This is a genomic window from Enterococcus sp. DIV0436a (assembly GCF_051711605.1).
GTDB lineage: Bacteria > Bacillota > Bacilli > Lactobacillales > Enterococcaceae > Enterococcus_B > Enterococcus_B faecium.
Genome location: NZ_JBIONA010000001.1, coordinates 97472 through 116775, shown reverse-complemented (window position 1 = coordinate 116775; position 19304 = coordinate 97472). Strand labels below are relative to the sequence as shown.

15 protein-coding genes are annotated in these 19304 nt (G+C 38.3%); 2 read left to right on the top strand and 13 right to left on the bottom strand.

The features are described from left to right. Nucleotides 1-53 precede the first annotated feature (53 nt). The 5 genes from IGL15_RS00585 to IGL15_RS00565 form a co-directional block, all read right to left on the bottom strand. The gene (locus IGL15_RS00585) at nt 54-1151 is read right to left on the bottom strand and encodes a DUF916 and DUF3324 domain-containing protein (RefSeq protein WP_002317549.1); all 1098 of its coding nucleotides are present in this window, start codon (nt 1149-1151) and stop codon (nt 54-56) included. Between the two features lie 107 nt (nt 1152-1258). Continuing rightward, nucleotides 1259-3286, bottom strand: a complete 2028-nt coding sequence (locus IGL15_RS00580; protein WP_010776644.1) for a lectin-like domain-containing protein — start codon at nt 3284-3286, stop codon at nt 1259-1261. Between the two features lie 144 nt (nt 3287-3430). Continuing rightward, complete coding sequence (locus IGL15_RS00575) at nt 3431-4159, bottom strand: WxL domain-containing protein (RefSeq protein ID WP_002331156.1); 729 nt, start codon at nt 4157-4159, stop codon at nt 3431-3433. Between the two features lie 519 nt (nt 4160-4678). Further along, the gene (locus IGL15_RS00570) at nt 4679-5578 is read right to left on the bottom strand and encodes a metallophosphoesterase (RefSeq protein WP_002297454.1); all 900 of its coding nucleotides are present in this window, start codon (nt 5576-5578) and stop codon (nt 4679-4681) included. Between the two features lie 9 nt (nt 5579-5587). After that, the gene (locus IGL15_RS00565; RefSeq protein ID WP_002287910.1) at nt 5588-5944 is read right to left on the bottom strand and encodes an iron-sulfur cluster biosynthesis family protein; all 357 of its coding nucleotides are present in this window, start codon (nt 5942-5944) and stop codon (nt 5588-5590) included. A gap of 354 nt (nt 5945-6298) precedes the next feature. On the opposite strand from IGL15_RS00565, the gene IGL15_RS00560 reads away from it, so the two are divergent. Continuing rightward, nucleotides 6299-6595: a phenylalanyl-tRNA synthetase subunit alpha gene (locus IGL15_RS00560; protein WP_002287909.1), complete on the top strand. Its 297-nt coding sequence runs from the start codon at nt 6299-6301 to the stop codon at nt 6593-6595. 522 nt (nt 6596-7117) lie between these two features. Here the strand turns inward: IGL15_RS00560 and IGL15_RS00555 are convergent. From IGL15_RS00555 to IGL15_RS00540, 4 genes are read right to left on the bottom strand one after another with little or no spacing between them, the layout of a single operon-like run. Then, on the bottom strand, nt 7118-8071 hold the full coding sequence (locus IGL15_RS00555) for a siderophore ABC transporter substrate-binding protein (RefSeq protein ID WP_104765162.1): 954 nt from the start codon (nt 8069-8071) through the stop codon (nt 7118-7120). 22 nt (nt 8072-8093) lie between these two features. Then, entirely contained in the window at nt 8094-8849 is a 756-nt protein-coding gene (locus IGL15_RS00550) for an iron ABC transporter ATP-binding protein (protein WP_002312363.1), read from the bottom strand. Beyond that, the gene (locus IGL15_RS00545; protein WP_002297789.1) at nt 8846-9805 is read right to left on the bottom strand and encodes an iron chelate uptake ABC transporter family permease subunit; all 960 of its coding nucleotides are present in this window, start codon (nt 9803-9805) and stop codon (nt 8846-8848) included. The genes IGL15_RS00550 and IGL15_RS00545 overlap by 4 nt, the downstream gene beginning before the upstream one ends. Next, nucleotides 9798-10748 (bottom strand): ABC transporter permease, encoded by a 951-nt coding sequence (locus IGL15_RS00540; protein ID WP_104765163.1) that lies wholly within the window; start codon nt 10746-10748, stop codon nt 9798-9800. Before IGL15_RS00540 ends, IGL15_RS00545 begins: the two co-directional genes overlap by 8 nt. A gap of 149 nt (nt 10749-10897) precedes the next feature. On the opposite strand from IGL15_RS00540, the gene IGL15_RS00535 reads away from it, so the two are divergent. Further along, the gene (locus tag IGL15_RS00535) at nt 10898-11350 is read left to right on the top strand and encodes a YueI family protein (RefSeq protein ID WP_002287902.1); all 453 of its coding nucleotides are present in this window, start codon (nt 10898-10900) and stop codon (nt 11348-11350) included. A gap of 87 nt (nt 11351-11437) precedes the next feature. On the opposite strand, the gene gshAB is transcribed toward IGL15_RS00535, so the two are convergent. The 4 genes from gshAB to smc all read right to left on the bottom strand — a co-directional run bounded on the left by gshAB (nt 11438) and on the right by smc (nt 19301). Further along, on the bottom strand, nt 11438-13705 hold the full coding sequence (gene gshAB / locus IGL15_RS00530; protein ID WP_104765164.1) for a bifunctional glutamate--cysteine ligase GshA/glutathione synthetase GshB: 2268 nt from the start codon (nt 13703-13705) through the stop codon (nt 11438-11440). A gap of 186 nt (nt 13706-13891) precedes the next feature. Further along, nucleotides 13892-14890 (bottom strand): signal recognition particle-docking protein FtsY, encoded by a 999-nt coding sequence (gene ftsY, locus IGL15_RS00525; RefSeq protein WP_002287900.1) that lies wholly within the window; start codon nt 14888-14890, stop codon nt 13892-13894. A gap of 11 nt (nt 14891-14901) precedes the next feature. Further along, a complete protein-coding gene (locus IGL15_RS00520) occupies nt 14902-15711 on the bottom strand; it encodes a Cof-type HAD-IIB family hydrolase (RefSeq protein ID WP_002287898.1) in 810 nt (269 codons plus the stop codon). Nucleotides 15712-15719: 8 nt separating this feature from the next. Further along, nucleotides 15720-19301, bottom strand: coding sequence for a chromosome segregation protein SMC (gene smc / locus IGL15_RS00515; RefSeq protein WP_104765165.1), 3582 nt, complete (start codon nt 19299-19301; stop codon nt 15720-15722). Between the last annotated feature and the right edge of the window lie 3 nt (nt 19302-19304).

Genomic DNA, 19304 nt, shown 5'->3' with positions numbered 1-19304 from the left:
AAAGAGCCCAACCATCCTACAATAATAAAAATTTACTATTTGTTATCTTAACCTTACTTTTCTTTCTCTTCTTTTTTTCTCAAAACAAACAAAAGTATGCATAATAAAATAAACAATAAGAAAAGTGAAGCTACTAAGATATAAATCCAATTATTGTCTTTTTTAATCGTAACATCCGTCGTGTTCAATTCCTTGGCTACTTTTCCGTCTATTGTAAAATCTTTTTCAAATACCCATTGATTGGTATAGTTGATCGTAGTATTTCCTTTTTTTCTCGAAAATTTTCCATTTTCATTTTCATTTCCTAAAACAGTCATTGTAAGGTGATATTCACCTGGGGTTAGCGGTTGACCATTTAAAGCAGTTGGAAAAGAAAAATTTGTATTCGGCGCAATCTGCAACGCTTCTTTTTCCTCTTGATATAAAACTTCAGAATGTCCTTTTTTTGTAATTTTTGTTTCAATAACTACTTGATTGATATAGGTTTTTTGATCATTTTGAACGTTTGCTAAGATGACATTTCTTGCATTGATTTGATCTGGTTTAACTTCATGAAGAGTAAGGTTCGGAGCAACTTCGTTCAGTGTCTGTCGCATCAACAAAGCAATAATATAGGTGTATTCATTCTCAATCGATAAGCTTTGATCCTTAGTTTCTGTTTGGTCCTTTTCCGTCTGGATTTCTTGGAATGTGATCCCACCAGCCAATACACCATCAAATCGCTTATTCGGCATCCTGACATGAAAAGCAACGGTTTGGACACTTTTAGGTTTTAGCGTCACTATCTGTGGATAGCTCACATAATCTACCAGATCAAAGATCAGGCTCATGTCTTTTTCAATCTCGTTTTTTCCGTATTCAACCATCACATTTGAATTGGTGGTTGCGCTATTCACAGAAATATCGATTTTCACTTCTTTTTCTGTATCATTTCTCAATTCCGCTTTTACTTCTACTTCCTGATCCGGATCAAGTTGAAGATCGAAGTAAGTTTTTCTCTTGTCGATTTGATTCTCTGAAGTTATCGGCGTCACTGAAAAATTAAATGCACTAGCTGACACTGATATATTGTTAAAAAGTGCCCCTAAAATAACTAGGAGTGTTATAAATAATTGTTGTTTTGGTCTCAAGAAAATCGCTCCTTTAATCATATGTAAGAGAAGACTATAACAAAATCTTGTCTCTGTGGGACACAAGAGCCTATGGTACCTGTGCCCTTCTTGAAACTCAATAATTTTGTTATATTCTTCTCTTCCTGTTAATTTCCTGGGACATCTGCAAGTATCCAAGATAGTTTCCCCTCAAAGGTTCCGATTCTTTGGTTTTCTACAGGAATATCTATTCTGATTCCACGATGAGCTGTAGAATCTAAAAGAGAGGACAAATCGCTTTCACCCTTTTGATCACTTTCGAAAATCGTAACAGCGGATGTCCCTATAACCGTTGTATTTTCAGAGGTAACAAAGGAAAGAGCTTCTGGAAGCTCAAAATCTCCATTTGTAAGAACTTTCTCTTGTTTCAATTGTAATTTCCAACTTCCAAAAGCCCGTTCATCTATAATTTTCAACCCACCTGAAAACTGTCCGAATTCACTTAATGGTCTACTGGATATTTTATGTTTTCCAAAATTGACATATTGAGGAGCAGTTGAGAGATAAAGTTTGCCTTTTCTGTAATAAAAATAGATATCCTCTGTATTTTCGGAGAAGATGCCTTCTGTATTCGCTGAATCCGAGTCAAAGACATACCCTTCAACATCAATAGGAGTTTCTTTATACTTCTCTCCTATTTTCCCAGTGATTGTTTTCATTTCAGCAATATCAATCTGACTGTCTTTATCTTTATAATAAACATGGATATCTATCTCCTTCAGCTTTGCGATCTTTAGGTTTATTTCATTCGATTGCTCAATCAAATTCTCGTTTTCAAGGTATTCAAAATGCATAGTGAGTACTTTTTCAGGAATTACTTCCTGCAAAGTTGTCTCCAATTCGATTATTAACGTATCTCCAGCAATAAAATAATCTGTCAGATTTAGCGTGACTCGATTTCCGGTTATCAAGATATCTTTGGCATCAATTTGATTTCCATTGATCAAGATATGCTCGGGAATAGTTAATTCTTGTGGGAGGTCGATACTAGTCTGCATTTTCTTATATTCAAGAAAATCCCCCTCGACCTTCAATGTATTTCTGATAGTTATCTTATCGTTTCCTCCAGCTTCAGCGATGGCCCCATAATCACTATCGTTGACTTTTACATCAGCTGTTGATGTGACATTCGATGGAAGTCGCGTGACAGCGACAGCATTTTCTTGAAAAAAAGTACCTGTTGAAGAAGTAAACCCCCAATTTACTTCTGTAGAACCAAACTGCCTAATGAGATCAGGTATAATCCGAGAAGAGCGACCGACACCTTCCAAATCATAAGTAAGACTTCTTTGCTCCGCGTCCCATTTAATTATTAACAAGCGCCATGTGCCATTAGAAAGAAATGTAGGAGCTACCGTCACGCCAGTATGCTCTCCAGAATAATTATTATTATTTGGTTTAGGCGTGACAAAAGCGACATGTCCATGCCCTCTATTATCAGCAGTTATCTCTCGATCCATTCGATCAGAAGAACCACTATTTTTATACGTATCAAACTCAATCGAGAGCGCATTCGCAATGTAAGGTTGGCCAGAACGAGTAGAATATGAGCCAATTCCCATACCTGGCGATCCAATAACTTGACTGGGATTACTAGCCATTCTAGGATCGCCAGTCAATGTAAAGGTCATGCCATCTCCCGCTCTATCTCGTTGATTTCCTAAGTATAAATAAGATTTAAATGTAAAATCCGAGAGTAAACTAATCTTCTTATTTGACCAAATAGCTCCTCTTTGAGACCTTTCTGCTGGGTTCAACTGCAGTAACTTCCCATTTTCCAATATGGACGTGCTAGTACCGATAGGTGTTTGAAAAATTTTATCGATAGAAATAATATTGGGATCGTCAGGCAGCTCAACCGCAGAAATTGGTGCATCTTCCAGTCCTTGTTTGTCCGAACCCTCAGCTTCTACGTTGTCAGTGGTCTCTCCACTACTCGAAATACTTAAATCCTCACTGCTTTCTTGTGTCTGGTTGGATTCTATTAAACTGTCGAATGTCGAAGTGAGTTTGCTTTCTTCGTCTCTTCTATTTCCATGCTCCAACTGATTCAATTCCAAAGAGTACCCTATGATCGGAAAGATATTAGTCACTAAGAGACTGCTTAAAATGAGCACGATCCTCCTCTTTTTCAATATATCTTTTCCTCCTGATCGTTAAATTCCTAGATGAACTATTCGTATCCAAACAAATTTAGCCTAGCCTTTGACAATTTTTGCTCGATTACCTCGCAAGACAATATGACTACGTATTTATTTTTAACAGTTCTTTTCAGTAAACTAGTTGTTAGGTGTATCTTCTAATGTCCAAACTAATTTAGTGGAATATTGTTGCGCTAACTTGACAGATTTACCGGGTACCGAAAGCTGTACCGCATCTTGATTTTCATTTTCATTTGCACCAAATCGATAGACCCAAGTCCCCACACCTGTTCCTGATTTAGCATTAATTGCTAACGTATTGTTTCCTCCCGGTGTCAACGTTAATTCAGAATTCACCGTTTGCGGCATATATGTTGGATCAACCAAAGAAACAGCCTGCCCTTTCGTAAATTTCAGCTGTGCTCCAACTAGTTCATCCCCACTGGCAGTTTTAAACTGTTCTGGTTGAGAGACACTTAATTTCCACCCAGATAAGGTACCTCTCCTATCTGTCACTTGGACATATGTCGGTTTTCTAGACCCATCGTTCATCACATCAGCAGCTGCATAATACGTTTTATCCGCAGTAGAAATTTTTTGAGTCCCAAATTTGAATTTTGATCCATAATCAATCGATAATGCCCCTCCTGTTCCAGGGCTTGGAGGATCTGATGGATCGACAGGTTTATTGGGATCAGGATTCTCTGGATCAACAGGAGGAGTTACACCCTCATCTCCTGCTTCAAATGTAATCGTTCCTTCTGTGTTATATTCCTTTGGGTATACTTCAGTTGCAGAAACAAAAGTCGTACTTGCTACCATGCTGAATAACATCGTTGCTGCTGTTAATACGATTTCTTTTTTCATCATTGACATTCCTCTTTCTTTATTTACTAAACATATCAGTCGATTGGATTAATCCATAGCAAAATTCTGTTTTACGATACTTATGAAATAAAAGAACATAGACCTATATTTGGTCCTATGTATCGATTAGTTATAAATGATTATCAGCCCGATTTGATTTCTAGTTTTTATTGCAACTTGATGCAAACACAATCTAGAAATACAGCTGTCATAGCCTTTAAAATAATTCGTAAGTCCCCCTCCTATCTATCAAAATGTGACTTGACTGCCTAGACTTCAATCAATATTAATTATAATTAAATAAAAAATGTATATTATATTTTTTTTTGTGATTATCGTTCAAAAAAAGAATAAACGCTTGCATCTAGTACTCTGCGAGTTACAAATCATCCGATCAAATAAACATTCGCTGATTATTTTCCACAAAAAAAGCAGCATATCCACGATAAATGGATCTACTGCTCTTACTTATCCTTATGTTTTACAAGGTATTTTCTTTTACACATTACTAATGCTGTCTCAATACGGAACGATTGTCATCGCTTGTTCAAATTCCTCTTGCAAATGTTGTGTTTGATAGGCCTGAAAAGCTGGGTGATGGGCACGCAAGAGGACACGTAATTTCATAGGATCATAGCTGTCTAGCAACTGTTCTTTCAAGACAAAATCTCGGGTCAGCTGCCATTCATAATAATAACCAAAAGGTCTGCAGCTGTAAATCGTGTGACCGATGGATTTATCTTCAAAGCGACGATGCGTATGGCCAAAAACTACTTGTTTGATATTTGAATAACGGTCAAGTAATTCTCCGAATGATTCTGATCCTAAAAATGCATTTAATTTGTTCCAACGCTCATAAGGAGCAGATTGATACATGATAAATGCCCGTTTAGGAACGAAATGAGTGGATAAAATCACCTCAAGTTTTTTTGCTTCCAGCTGGTCTAGCAAATTTTTTGCAGCTGCAAGCATTTCTGCATTGACCTCGAGATCTGTTTTCCCACGCTGGATGAACCGATCATACCAATACAAACGCTTCATTCGTACGATTGCCTCGTAATCTTTCAATTCGGAAAACTGATAGTCGTACCAGCCATTCATCCCTAAAAGAACGGTCTGCTCATTTAAAGCAATATACCGTTCATTTAAAAAATGTGGGTCTGGAAAATGGTCCATCATCTGTTCATTGGGCACATCTGCCAACTCGTGATTGCCGAAATGAAATGTCGTAGATAATCCTTTATTGGCGAAAAATTCGACAACCGCTAGGCAGCGATCTACTTTATTAGCCGTATCTCCGGCTAGATGAAGCCGAGTGATTTTGTGCTTTTGCAAAACTTGCCAAAGCTGCATTAGCTCTGGTTCGCCGAATTTATTGATGTCCACATGTAGGTCGCTGATGATTGCCAAATTTCCCATTTTATCCCTCTAGTCTTTTCGAACAACTTGCAAGTTGCCTTTTCTCAAGCCACTTGGTCCTTTTAATTGTAAACTATTATAAGTTGGTTCTAAAGCAAGTGTGGATGGATCATCCATGTAAAGTATTGCACTGTCTTTGATTTTGATTGGTCCAACTGGTGTATCAGCCACTACAGAATAAAGACTTAGATCTGTTTGTGTATCTTTTTTAACAATGATCAATCGAAATGCCGTGTCTAATTGACAACTGACTTGGCTTTCTGCAAATGGACCGTCACCGTTTTCGATATCTAATAAAAGTTGATCGTCTGCTTCTAATTTATTCTTCAATACTTCTTGTGCTTCTTTTGTCACTTCTAATTTCATCTGTATCACCTCATGTCATAGAATAATCACTTTATTCATCAGATGCAACTAATTTGTCTGGTTCTGACTGTTCTCAATTTATTGGAAAGTAAGTCATTCGTTTATTATGATTTCTCTTATCACAAAAGAGACAACTTTCCCTTTTCTTCGTTCAGTTTCTTGAACGGAAAAAGACCCAAAAAGCAACCTGTTATTTGTTTAACCTTATTCCTTTCTTAAATAACAAAAAATACTATAAAAAATAAAAAACCTTTAACAACTATTGGAAAAAGAATTACTTTTTGTTCACGGATTATTAACAACTCTTCGGTAGAGTAAACTTATCAAATAAAAGACTTCTTTGGAGGAATCACTATGAAGGAATATATAAAAAACATCTATTTTATCGAAGAAACACAAAATATCGAGGGTTCTTATATTGAAGTAAAAACACTCTTTGTCAATGAAGATAAAACCAAAGCATTGGATATTTATAAAAAATTAGCTTCAAAAAAAACGAATAGTTTTGGATTGATATTAAGCGAGTATAAAATCAAAGCAGAAGAAAGTTATTTCTATCAATTATTAAAACGGTGGAGTAAGCTTCCCGCCGATTTTTATCGAAAAATGCAGATCATCAACTATCAACCGCTTGCTGAGACACATGCCTAAATAGAGGTTGTGAAATCAGTGCTTTGAGCTAATACCGAAGGTCAGCTGATGGAACATCGTTTAGAAGAGATTGTGACAACTACGATTTGCTTTGAGTAATAAGAACGCTGGACAGAAAATAGCTTCTCATATTTTCTAGTCTAGTGGACTTATTGCCGAGAAGCAGCAGATGGAACATCGTTTAAAGAAGAGATCGGTACAAAATAAAAATATCTAAATTTAAGTTTTATCTAAGTTTCGCTTTGTACCTTTGATTCAAATCAAAGGAGGCGATCTTGATGCTGAAAAAATGGATCACACTATTTTTTGCCACTCCCCATTCTAGAATCAACCCGTATGATGTAGAGAATGAATTCACGTTGAAAAAAGATTTCCCAAATAAATAAAAACCATCCGTAAAATCATCAATACGATTTTACGGATGGTTTTTGATAACTTCTTTGAGGATAGGCTCTTGCTATTTAAGAATGTAAGAAACATTATTGTTACATAGTATGAGAGTTTAATCCTCTGTTATTTATGCTATTTAAATGCTTGATTCACATCTTCGATCATCAGTTTCATTGATTCTAAACCGCCCCCGCTTAAATACCAGACATCTGGTTCAAGGGAGATGATCTGCTGATTTTTACCAGCATTCGTTTGTGCTACCAGTTCATTGGCAGAAATATCATCTTTGCTGTCGTCTCCACCAATAGCTTTTGTTCTGTCTACTACAAATAAGATATCCGGATTTTTTTCTAGCACATATTCATAAGAAACACTTTGACCGTGAGTGGATGCTTCGATTTGATCATCTGCTTGTTCAAAGCCAAATAAATCATGGATGAAACCGAATCTAGAACCAGATCCGTAGGCTGACAATTGCCCTTCATTCACAAGTGTGACTAGTGCTTTTTTATCAGACGCTTCTGCTTTCTTTTTCGTCTGATCGATTGCACTAGATAATTCCTCTAATTGAGTTTTGGCTTCTTCTTGCTTGCCAAAGATCTCCCCTAAAGTAGTGACATTTTGCTGGAAAGATTCCCATGGCTTTTTCGCATCTAAAGAAAGGAAAATAGTCGGAGCGATTTGACTTAGATCTTTTTGAAAATCTCTTTGTCGGCCAGAAATGATGATTAGATCTGGCTGAAGCTGATTAATTTTTTCTAAGTCTGGTTCTTTTATTCCACCTGCAGATTCTACTTTTTTATAGGATGAAAGATACTCAGGAAGGCTGCTTGTAGCTGCTCCAACTACCTTATCTCCAACACCAAGAGCATCCATCGTATCTAAAGAACCATTGTCGAATACGACGACTTTTTCTGGATTATTTGGCACCTCGATTTGATCACCATTACTGTCTTTTATCGTTAATGCCGTTTCAGCTTGCGTACTGCTTTTCTTTGTGTCTGCCTGACTGGTATTGTTACTATTTCCACATGCTGCTAAACCAAATGATGCTAGAATCAAGATACCTACTACTAATTTTTTCATCTCTTCTCTCCTAATGTTAGTTTTAGAAATAAAGACAGAATCTGCGGCCTTCAATCTCACAAATCCGTATGTCCATTTCGTACAATTCATCCAATACATCTTTTTTTATCATTTCTTGGGTCGTTCCTTGCGTGAATAACTTCCCATCTTTCATTGCAATAATTTCGTCTGCATAACTTGCAGCAAAGTTGATATCATGAAGAACAATAACAATCGTTTTTCCGATTTTTTGTACTAAATTTTTTAAAATCTGCATGATTTGAACCGCAAAATTCATATCTAGATTGTTCAAAGGTTCATCCAGTAAAATATAATCCGTGTCTTGCGCTAGCACCATTGCAATATACGCACGTTGGAGTTGACCGCCTGAAAGAGTGTCAATCGATTGATCTGCTATTTCTTCTAGCCCGAGGTGTTCCAGTGATTCCTGAACGATTTTCTGATCTTTTGTCGTCAATTTTCCTTTCGTATAAGGAAATCGTCCAAATTCTACTAATTCTTTCACGGTGATTTGGACATTTATTTCATTCGATTGTCGCAGGATCGACAATTTTTTGGCTAATTCATTGGATTTCCAAGCCTTTACTTCGTTATGGTCTAAATAGATTTCACCTGTATCTTTTGGTATCAAACGACTGATCATCGACAACACTGTTGACTTTCCAGCACCATTTGGACCGATAAAAGCAGTCAACTTCTTTTCAGGAATCGTTAACTGTACATCTTTGACCACTGATTTTCCATGGTACAGTTTATTGACCTTTTGTAAATCGATCATAGGATACTCTTCCTTTCGCGAATCAATTTTGTGACAAAATAAATTCCTCCGACAAATTCAACAACGACACTCACTGTTGTATTCCAGCCGAAAATCTGCTCTACTGCGAGCTGTCCGCCTGTCAGAAACAGCATAGCTACCAGAAAGCTTCCGATAAATAGCTGACCATGACGATAAGTAGAAAAGACACGATAACTGATATTTGCGACAATAAACCCTAAAAAAGTAACTGGACCCACAAGAGCCGTTGATGTCCCTGTCAAAAGACTGACACAACATAAAATCAAAAATTCAAAACGATCTGTGTCTATCCCGAGGTTTACTGCTTGTTCATTTCCGAGATGGAAAACGTCTAGCACATGTCGATATCGAAATAACAGGTACCAGCAGCCGATAATGATCAAAGAAGCAGGCAAAAGATACTGACTCTGGATATTGCCAAAGCTTGCAAATAATCTGCCTTGAAGCAAATCATATTCATTCGGATCCATGATGACTTGTAAAAAGGTACTGACACTACCAAAAAGCGTACCTAAAATCATCCCTGACATCAGTAATAAAAAAAGATTCGCTCTCATTTTTTTCAAAAGAAAGAAAAATAACAACAGACTCAGCCCAACCATCAGCCCAACGTTCAATAAGAAAAAACCTGTACCTGTCTGCTGAAGCATCGTCACTCCTCCGATAAAGAAGAAAAGGACCGTTTGGACAAGGACATATAACGACTCAAGTCCCAATACGGAAGGAGTCAAAAACTGGTTATGCGTAATTGTCTGAAAGCTGATTGTGGCACTGCTGACAGCTAGCGAGACGAGGATAAATGCAAAAATTTTCTTACTCCTCAATGCCCATGCAAAATGCCAGTTTCCATATGTATGGATCGTCAAGTACATTCCTGTAACAAATAAAACAAGAACAAGCATACCAATAAAAATAGATGGCTTTTTTTTAAGCATATCGTCGCCCCCTTATCAGAAGATAAAGGAAGATAGCCCCACCGATGATTCCAACGATCACACTGACTGGTATTTCATAGGGAAAAATCAACACGCGAGCGACAAGGTCGCAAAATACTAAGAACAAACTACCTGCTAAAGCAGTTACGCCAATTGTTTTGTGCACTTGATCTCCATATATTCTAGAGACAAGATTCGGAATGATCACTCCGATAAAAGGAATGCTTCCTACCATGATCAACATGACTGCACTAGCCAATGATACTAAGCCAATGCCTAAAAACTGCATCTTCTGGTAATCTATTCCCAAATTTACTGCAAACGATTCGCCCAGACCAATGATCGTAAATCGGTAAGCAAATAGCCAAACCAAGAGCAACAATGGAACAACAGCATACAATAACTCATAATTTCCTCGTATCACAGTCGCAAAATTCCCTTGAAGCCATGAAGTCATATTTTGTACCAACTGGAATTGATAAGCAAAAAAAGTAGCAACTGAACCAATGATATTCCCTAACATGACTCCAATCAACGGAAGCATCAATTGATTTTTCTGGGGGAACAATCGCGTAAGGGATAAAAAAAGCAATGTTCCTGCAAAAGCAAAGCAAAATGCTGTCAAGGATCGGATAATCAAGGATGCACCAGGTAGGAAAATCATAGCCACTAAAATACCTAAACGCGCACTATCCATCGTGCCCGCAGTCGTTGGTGAAACAAATTTATTTTGGGTCAAATGTTGCATGATCAACCCACAAATACTACTGGTCGCTCCCACAAGGATCAAACAAATCGTTCGTGGCAAACGAGTCGCTAGCAAGATTTGTAAGCTTTGCCCATCTAACTGGAGCAGTTCTGACAATTGTACATTCGATACTCCGATGAACAATGAAATACTACTTAAAATAACTAATAATGCTACTAGTCGTCCGTAGCGCATCCAATCCACCTTTCTAATTGAGAATGATTTTCATTCTTATTTTAAGTGAATCGTTGAACAAAAGCAACCGCTTTTTCATATGTTTTAGGTATTATTGGGAATATGCTATAATCGTAAGAAAGACAAAGAGAAGAAGGAGGGTATTTTTTATGGCACAAGATGATGTAAAAAGCCATTTGGATAAGGGACTTTATGGTACACCTTTAGTGAACCCTGAAGAACAGCATAAATATTTAGGGACATTCAGGGAACGTTGCTATCTTAGTATGACTGTTGCTGAAATGATCCAACCAAAAAACAAAGAAAACTTTTTAAAAGAACTCAAAAAACATCCAGATGCTTCCATACTCTTGAATGGGGCTCTACCCCTTTCTGTCCAAAACCAATATATCCAGCTAGCAACGAAAAACAATAGCCGATTTACTGTAGTCAACGATTACGTCACTGCAAATCCTGAGGAATTCGGATTGCTCTTAACAGCAAAAGAAGCAGTAAATGAACCTGTGATTGATATCGAAAAAAAATACCCAGAAGAAAACTCTTCGCCAGCTGAAAAAGAAAAACCAAAAAAGAAAAAAAGCTTCTGGGATCGTTTATTTTAAAACGAAAAAACACATAAATTTTTACATGCAAAAAAGCTTTTGATCAGATTGACATCAAATAGGACAATCTGTCAAAAGCTTTTTCTTTTAAAATACTTCAGGATATAACAATTTCAATACATTCATCGTCAATCTTCTGCCTTTTCCTGCAAAGGGATAAACATGCATATGCATCGCTGGATTGAAATTTGCTTCGATGATCCCATATGCTTTTTTATCAGTTGTAGGATCGATTTCTTTATCTGGTATAATCAAATCAATACCACTAATCTTAGCTCCTAGTGCTTCTACCGCAGAAACGGCGATTTTTTTGTAAGCTTCAGAAAATTCATCAGTCATATCGATCGAATCACCACCTGTACTGATATTTGAGTTCTCCCTTAGATAAACAATTTGATTGGCTTGGGGAACTGATTCGATCGTCAACCCTTGTTCTTTCAACATCAATTGTTCTAATTCACCTAATTGGATCAATTCTAAAGGTGCACGATGATTCGTTCCACGCAAAGGGTCACTATTTTTTTCTTCAACAAGTTCTTTCACTGTTCGGATACCGTCACCAATAACATTAGCAGGGACTCGCAACATGATGGCTTGAACTTCTCCGTCGATCACAAAGAAACGATATTCCGTTCCCGGCATAAATTCTTCTACTAAAACCGAACTGTCTTCACGAAAAGCAATGGCTAAACCTGATTGATAATCTTCCAGACTAGCTCCTTCCTTGAAAATCGTGATACCTAACCCGTAATTGGTTGATTTAGGTTTGATCACAAATGCCTGCTCGGCAAATCTCGGATAAGCTTTTACCGCTTCTTCCATGGATGAAAATTCTGCGCCTCCTGGTACCCGGAACCCAGCTTCTTTTAAGACTTTTTTCGTTACTGTTTTGTTTTCCATGATAAGTGGGACGATATAGCTGTCCTTACTTGTCATGTTTGCATTTTTCACATATTCTACATGGTCTTGGAATTGCAGACGCAAAAATTGATCCGACTCATCTAATACTTTGACTTGGACACCTTTTTGGATGGCATCGAACATAAATATCTGAGTAGAAAGTTCCATTTCGCGAAAACCGGCCAACTGATAGGGACGTTCATGGCTTTCTTTATAATATTGATGTCCCAATGCCACAGCAACTTCTTGCTGACTCGATAGCTGTGCTTCTTGATAGAGTTTCGCTGCTAACGTTTGTTCAGGATGATCCATTTGAGTCAATGCTTCCTCTACTAAATAAAGAGAATCCAACCAATCCAATTCAACCAGCATTTGCTTCATCCCTTCAAGAATTTCTCTACCTTCTTGATGAAATTCTGTTTGATCTGATGGTTGTTCTAGTGCTACTTTGTTATTTCGAGTCGTACCTTCTGCTACCCATTGGTCACAGTCTTCTTTTTCTTCTGTCCATAACATGTACATCAGGAATAATTGTAAGAACCGAACTTGCTCTGGATTGATACCCAATCTTGCATAAGGATTCAAATCGATATTCCGCAATTCAATATAACGAACACCTGTTGTTGCTAAATCTGCGACTTTCTTTCCGCCTCGGAAACGAAGCGGTGTATAAAATTCTTTCTCCTCCGAAAGTTTCCCTTCTTCGATCATTCGCTCGATATCTGCTAAATACTGTTTCATAGAAGCATAGGAAACTTTCACATTTGGATGATTCGTATAGCCCAGCGCACTGTTGCGAATACTGCGAACAGGTTCTTGCGGATGTGATTCATCTAAAAAGTAGTTCTTCTCACTCATTGGTGAAGCACCGAATAAATAAGTGATCATCCAGCGATAGCGCATAAAGTTTCTCGCTGTTTTCAAATAAAGTTCTGTTTTGAATTCGGAAAAATCTTGAAATTCTTCCTGATGGCTGAACAATGTTCTTAGCAACTCATCGCCAAATTCAAAATTGAAATGGATACCGCTTACCATCTGTTTTCGCTTCCCGTATTCTTTTGCTAAATAACGTCGATACAAGACATCTTCGAAATTTTTTAATTTTGCAATAATGATCTCTTCGTCTTTTTCCGGTAAGGCAGGTGGCATACTTAATGGCCAGATCATCTCTTCTTTCGGTATAGAACGAGCAGTCACATCATAAACAGCAGCGAGATACTGAAATAATTCGGGAATAGAATCGGTAACAGGGGTGATCATCTCTGTTTGTGTTTCGCTAAAATCTGTTTGGATATAGGGGTGATAGGATCGATCGCCAAAGATTGCTGGATGATCGGTTTTTGCTAGATTTCCTGCAAGATCAACCCGCTGTCCTTCCCGTTCTATACCAAATCGAGCTTGGTCGATAAAAGGGCGCGCATTGACATGCAATAATAATTGCTTAAAATTCATCATTAAGTGACCTCCAATTCATATGAATCTAATTATAATCAAAAAGTCTAAGAAAAAGAACGAAATTGTTTGAGAACCGCTTACAAATAAGTATAAAAATGAAGGCATCAAAAACACAGCTATGTTAAAAACAATCATTCAAACAAGGAGCTGCAACTTTTGTCACAGCTCCTGCTTTTTAGACATGGGTTATTCTTCTTTTAGTAATCCTTTGAACAATCCAACGACAAAATCATTTGGATCAAACGGCTCCAAGTCATCGATTCCTTCACCAAGACCGACCAATTTCACTGGTAAATGCAATTCATTACGGATAGCAAGTACGATACCGCCCTTTGCTGTACCATCTAATTTTGTCAAAACAAGACCGGTCACATCTGTTGTTTCTTTGAATTGTTTTGCTTGAACCATCGCGTTTTGACCAGTTGTTGCATCTAGTACAAGAAGTGTTTCTTGGGGTGCTTCTGGTAATTCCCGCTGGATTACTCGTTTTATTTTTTCTAATTCGTTCATCAAGTTCACTTTATTTTGCAGTCGGCCTGCAGTATCAACTAGTAAAACATCTGCCTGCTCTGTCTTTGCTCTTTCCAAAGCATCGAATACGACAGCTGCTGGATCGCCGCCTGCATTGCCACGAACAACTTCAACACCAGCGCGTTCGCCCCAGACAACTAACTGGTCGATTGCTCCAGCGCGGAAGGTATCTGCTGCTGCCATCAATACTTTTTTACCTTCGTTTTTGAACTGATGGGCAAGTTTACCAATACTTGTTGTTTTCCCTACACCATTAACACCGACAAACAAAATAACTGTTAGTCCGTCTTCTTGGATATTTAGTTCATTTACTTCATTGATTCCTTCCGCTTCATAGAGATCCACAAGTTTCTCGATGATCGCATTTTGGACTTCTGCCGATTTTTTCGCATTTCTGAGTTTCACTTCTTGACGTAATGCTTCGGTGATTCGTATCGCTGTTTCAAAACCTACATCTGCACCGATAAGTGTTTCTTCTAATTCTTCAAAAAAGTCTTCATCGACTGTTCGAAAATTGGCAAACAACTCATTCATCCGTTCACCAAATGTTTTACGCGTCTTTTCTAAACCCTTGTCGTACTTCTCCTGTACTTCAACTTCTTCTGTTTTCTCTTCGCCAGTAAAAGCACGCTTGATTTTATCAAAAAATCCCATTTGACTCCCCCCTACTCTAATACAAATTTTTGGATCACTTTGGCTACGCCATTTTCTTCATTGCTGGCTGTCACGAAATCTGCTGCTTCTTTGACGAAAGGCACAGCATTCTCCATCGCTACGCCTAGTCCAGCGTATTGGATCATCGGTAAATCATTTTCTTCATCACCGATTGCCATGATTTCTTCTTGTTTCAAACCAAGATCTTTTGCCAATAAAGAAATACCATAAGCTTTTGTAACACCTTTTGGCATAAATTCCAAAAGCATACTTCTCGTTTTGATGATCTCATACATTTCATGGAATTCTGCTGGTATTTCTTTGATTTTAGGATCTAATTCTTCTTGGTCATAAGCGATTACTGCCTTATTAAGCACAAATTCATCTGTAATATCGCTTATATCCGCTGGTTGGAATTGCAGCAGCTTATTCAACACATTGTACAAGGATTGCTTCCTTGGGGCACTAGGCAGCTGTAAAACCACATTGTCAGACAAAACATCTAGTGGCAGATCCAATTGCTGAGCCAGTTTGTATAAGCGTTGGATATCTGATACTTCCATCACTTTCTTTTCCATGATTTCACCAGTATCATTTTTTTGTACCAAACCGCCGTTGAAAGTGATGCTGTAGTCACCTTCATCTACCAGTCCTAATTCTTGCAGATAATGCGCCATCGCAGCTAAGGGGCGTCCTGTACATAGAACGATCTTGACCCCTTGCTGTTTTGCTTGTGCTAATGCTTGTTTATTCTCATCTGAAATCAGCTTTTGTTCATTTAATAATGTACCGTCCAAATCGATTGCTACTAATTTGATCATTTTCGTTCCTACACTTTCGTTTCGTTGATTTTCGCCTCTTCATTGATATCTTCCATCCGTACAGAAACGATTTTTGATACACCGGATTCCTGCATCGTCACTCCGTACAGTACATCTGCTGCGACCATCGTTCCTTTGCGGTGTGTGACTACGATAAATTGTGTGTCATCTTGGAAATCGCTCAAGTAACGACCAAAACGTTTCACATTGGCTTCATCTAACGCTGCTTCTACCTCATCTAAGATACAAAACGGAACAGGACAGACACGGATAATGGAAAAGAGCAACGCGATGGCTGTAAGTGCTCGTTCTCCTCCAGAAAGCAAACTTAGACTTTGCAGTTTTTTGCCAGGAGGTTGTACTTCAATCTCAATACCTGTTTTCAGCAAATCAGTTGGTTCTGTCAGTACTAATTCAGCTTTACCGCCGCCAAACATATTTGGAAAGACAATTTTGAATTCTTGACGGATAGCTTCAAATACTTCTTTGAATCTTGTCCGCACTTCATCATCCATCTCATCCATCGTTTCAAACAATTGGTTTTTCGCTGCTAACAGATCATCTCGCTGTGTTGCTAAGAATGTATGTCTTTCACTGACTTGTTCGTATTGTTCGATTGAATTTAAGTTTACTGGTCCCAGTTTTTCAATCTGTTCTTTTAAGGATGAAACCTTTGTTCTACTGTCTTCGATATCGGTTGTTTCTTGATAGTCTTGGGAAGCTTTCTCAAATGTCAGCTGATATTCTGACTGCAGATAGGTCAAATGATTATCTAAAATCATTTCAGCTCGGTCTTTTTGGACTTCTAATTTGGATTGTTCCGACAGTCGTGCTTTTTGCTCACGATTACGCTCTGCCAAGACTGCTTCAAGCTTATCGATCTCCTTTTGCCTTCTATCTCGCTGCTCTTTGGCTTTTGCCAACTCGGCTTTTAATGTTTCTCGCTGAGCAGATAATTCGTTAATTTGTTTTTCCAAACTTTCTTCTGTGACTTCATGATCAGAAAAGTCTGCTGTCAATGTCGCCAACTGCTTTTCTATCGCTTCTTGACGTTCGGTTGCCTCTGCTTTTTGGACTCGGGCACCGCGGAGCTGGATCTGCAGATGATTAAACTGCTCTTTCAAGACAGCAAGATCTGCTTGTTCTTGTGCTTTTTGACTTTGTACTTGTGCTCTTCTGGCTTCCATCTGGTCGCTTTCTTGACTTAACGATTTGATTTCTTCGTCGATTTTTTGTCGTTGCGATTCAAGATCTGTTTGTTTGTCTTTCAATTCGTTCGTTTGCTTTTCGTAATCTTCGATAAACTGCTGCAGTTCACGTGTCTCAAAAGTTGAGATTTGCTTTTCTTTTTCAAAACGTTCAAGTTCATTTATGATGTTTTGTAGCTGATTTGTCGCTTCTTGTTCTTCAAAACGTAATTGTTCGCCTCGTGTACGCAAAACTTCTTGTTCTTCGGTTAAACGAGCTGTTTCTTGTTGCAGCTCCTGAACTTTTTTTTCTTGTGCTTGGAGTTGTTTATCTGCTTCTTCAAATTCACTAGTCAACTGTTTCAATTCTTGATTTTGCACAAGCAAACTGCCTTGGTTTCCTCGTTTATTCGCTCCACCTGTCATGGATCCTCCGGCATTCATCACATCACCTTCTAAGGAAACCACTCGATATTGATAGCGGATCGTTTGCGCGATTGCATTGGCACTAGTTAAGTCTTTGGCTAAAAGGATCGTTCCTAGCAGGTTTTGAACCACAGTTTGGATTTGATCGGGATAACTGACTTGTTCACTGGCAATCCCTATAAACCCTTCTACAGCTGCTGCTTGTGTCAATATATGAGCCGGTAATTGTCTTGGTTTGATTGTCGTCAGTGGAAGGAATGTTGCTCTTCCTCCTCTTTGCTGTTTCAAATACGTGATGGCTTGCCGAGCATCTTTTTCATTTTCAACGATGACATGCTGGGCTGCCCCACCTAAAGCTGTTTCGATAGCTAACGTGAAATCTGCAGGAACATCGATCAGTTCAGCCACTGCTCCGACAATACCCGAAAGCTGCTGTTTATGCTGCAAGACCAATCGAACCCCTTGGTAAAAACCAAAATAGTTTTCTTGGATTTCTTGAAGGCTTTTCTGACGAGCACGCAGCTGCTGGACTTGATTCATCAATTGATACATTTTAGGCTGTTCTTTTGCTAATGCTTCTTGGAACTTTTTCCCGTTTTGTTGGATCATTTCTAACTTCTCTTTTGTTTCAGTTAAAGATGATTTTAGCTGCGCCTGCTTTTGTGTCAATTCTTCTTTTTGTAAGATCAATCGATCTACTGATGCTTCTACTTCCGATTGCTTGGCTAACGTCTGCTTGCTTTTTGCTGTTTCTTGTATATATTGACGTTCTAGATACTTCAGTTCGTTTCCTACAGCTGCTTGTTCTTGCATCAAATCAACATATTGATCTCTTAATTCTGCCAATAATTCTTTCGTTGATTTTTGGTATTTTTCTAATTCTTGCTGTGTTTTTATGAGATTTGCTTCAGCTTTTTGGATCTCTGTTTCTTTTTCTGCTGCTTCTTTCATCAAGCTTTCTTGAAGCTTTTCAAAATGTTTAACCTTTTTTTGTGCTTCTGCTAATGAAGTTTGATATTCTTGCGAGCTTTTTTGTGTATGCTTTGTCCGCTCCTGCAAAACATCTTTTTGTCCTTCTGTCTGCTTCAGTTTTTCCGAAAGATCTAATAATACTTGCTGATTTTTTTCGATCAGACGGTCGGCTTGCGCATTTTCTTTACGCTGCTTCGCCAAAATGGATTCTTGTTCTTGGATCGACTCAGATAGTTTGCCTAATTCTAGATTGAATTTCGCAAGCTGTGCTTGTTTGTTGTCCCAATCTTTTTTTGCTGTCTTGATTTCGGCAACCATCAAAGAGACATCGGTTTGAGTCAGTGTTTCTTTTAGCCGTAAAAACTCCTTTGCTGCCTCACTCTGGGCGGCCAAAGGAGTTAACTGTTCTTCCAATTCGTGGATGATGTCTTGGACGCGGCTGAGGTTGTCTTCTGTTTCAAAAAGCTTCTGTTCTGCTTTCTTTTTCCGCTGCTTGTATTTCAAGACACCAGCTGCTTCTTCAAAGATCCCACGACGGTCTTCCGGTTTACTACTGAAAATCGCTTCTACTTTTCCTTGAGAAATGATTGAGAACGATTCTTTTCCTAATCCAGAATCTAAGAACAATTCTTGGATATCTTTTAATCTGCAGCTTTGTTTATTGATGAAAAACTCGCTTTCCCCAGTCCGTCGATAACGGCGGGTTACACTGATCTCATTGTACTCCAATGGCAGATAATGATCACTATTGTCTAAAATCACTGTGACTTCTGCAATATTCAGCTGCTTACGGGTATCGGAACCGGCAAAGATGATATCCGGCATTTTTCCGCCTCGCAGACTTTTAGCAGATTGTTCTCCTAATACCCAGCGGATAGCCTCTGTAATATTGCTTTTTCCGCTGCCATTTGGTCCAACCACTGCTGTGACGCTGTTTTCAAAATCAATGACTGTCTTGTCTGCAAATGATTTAAAACCGGCTATTTCAATTCGTTTCAAATACAAAGC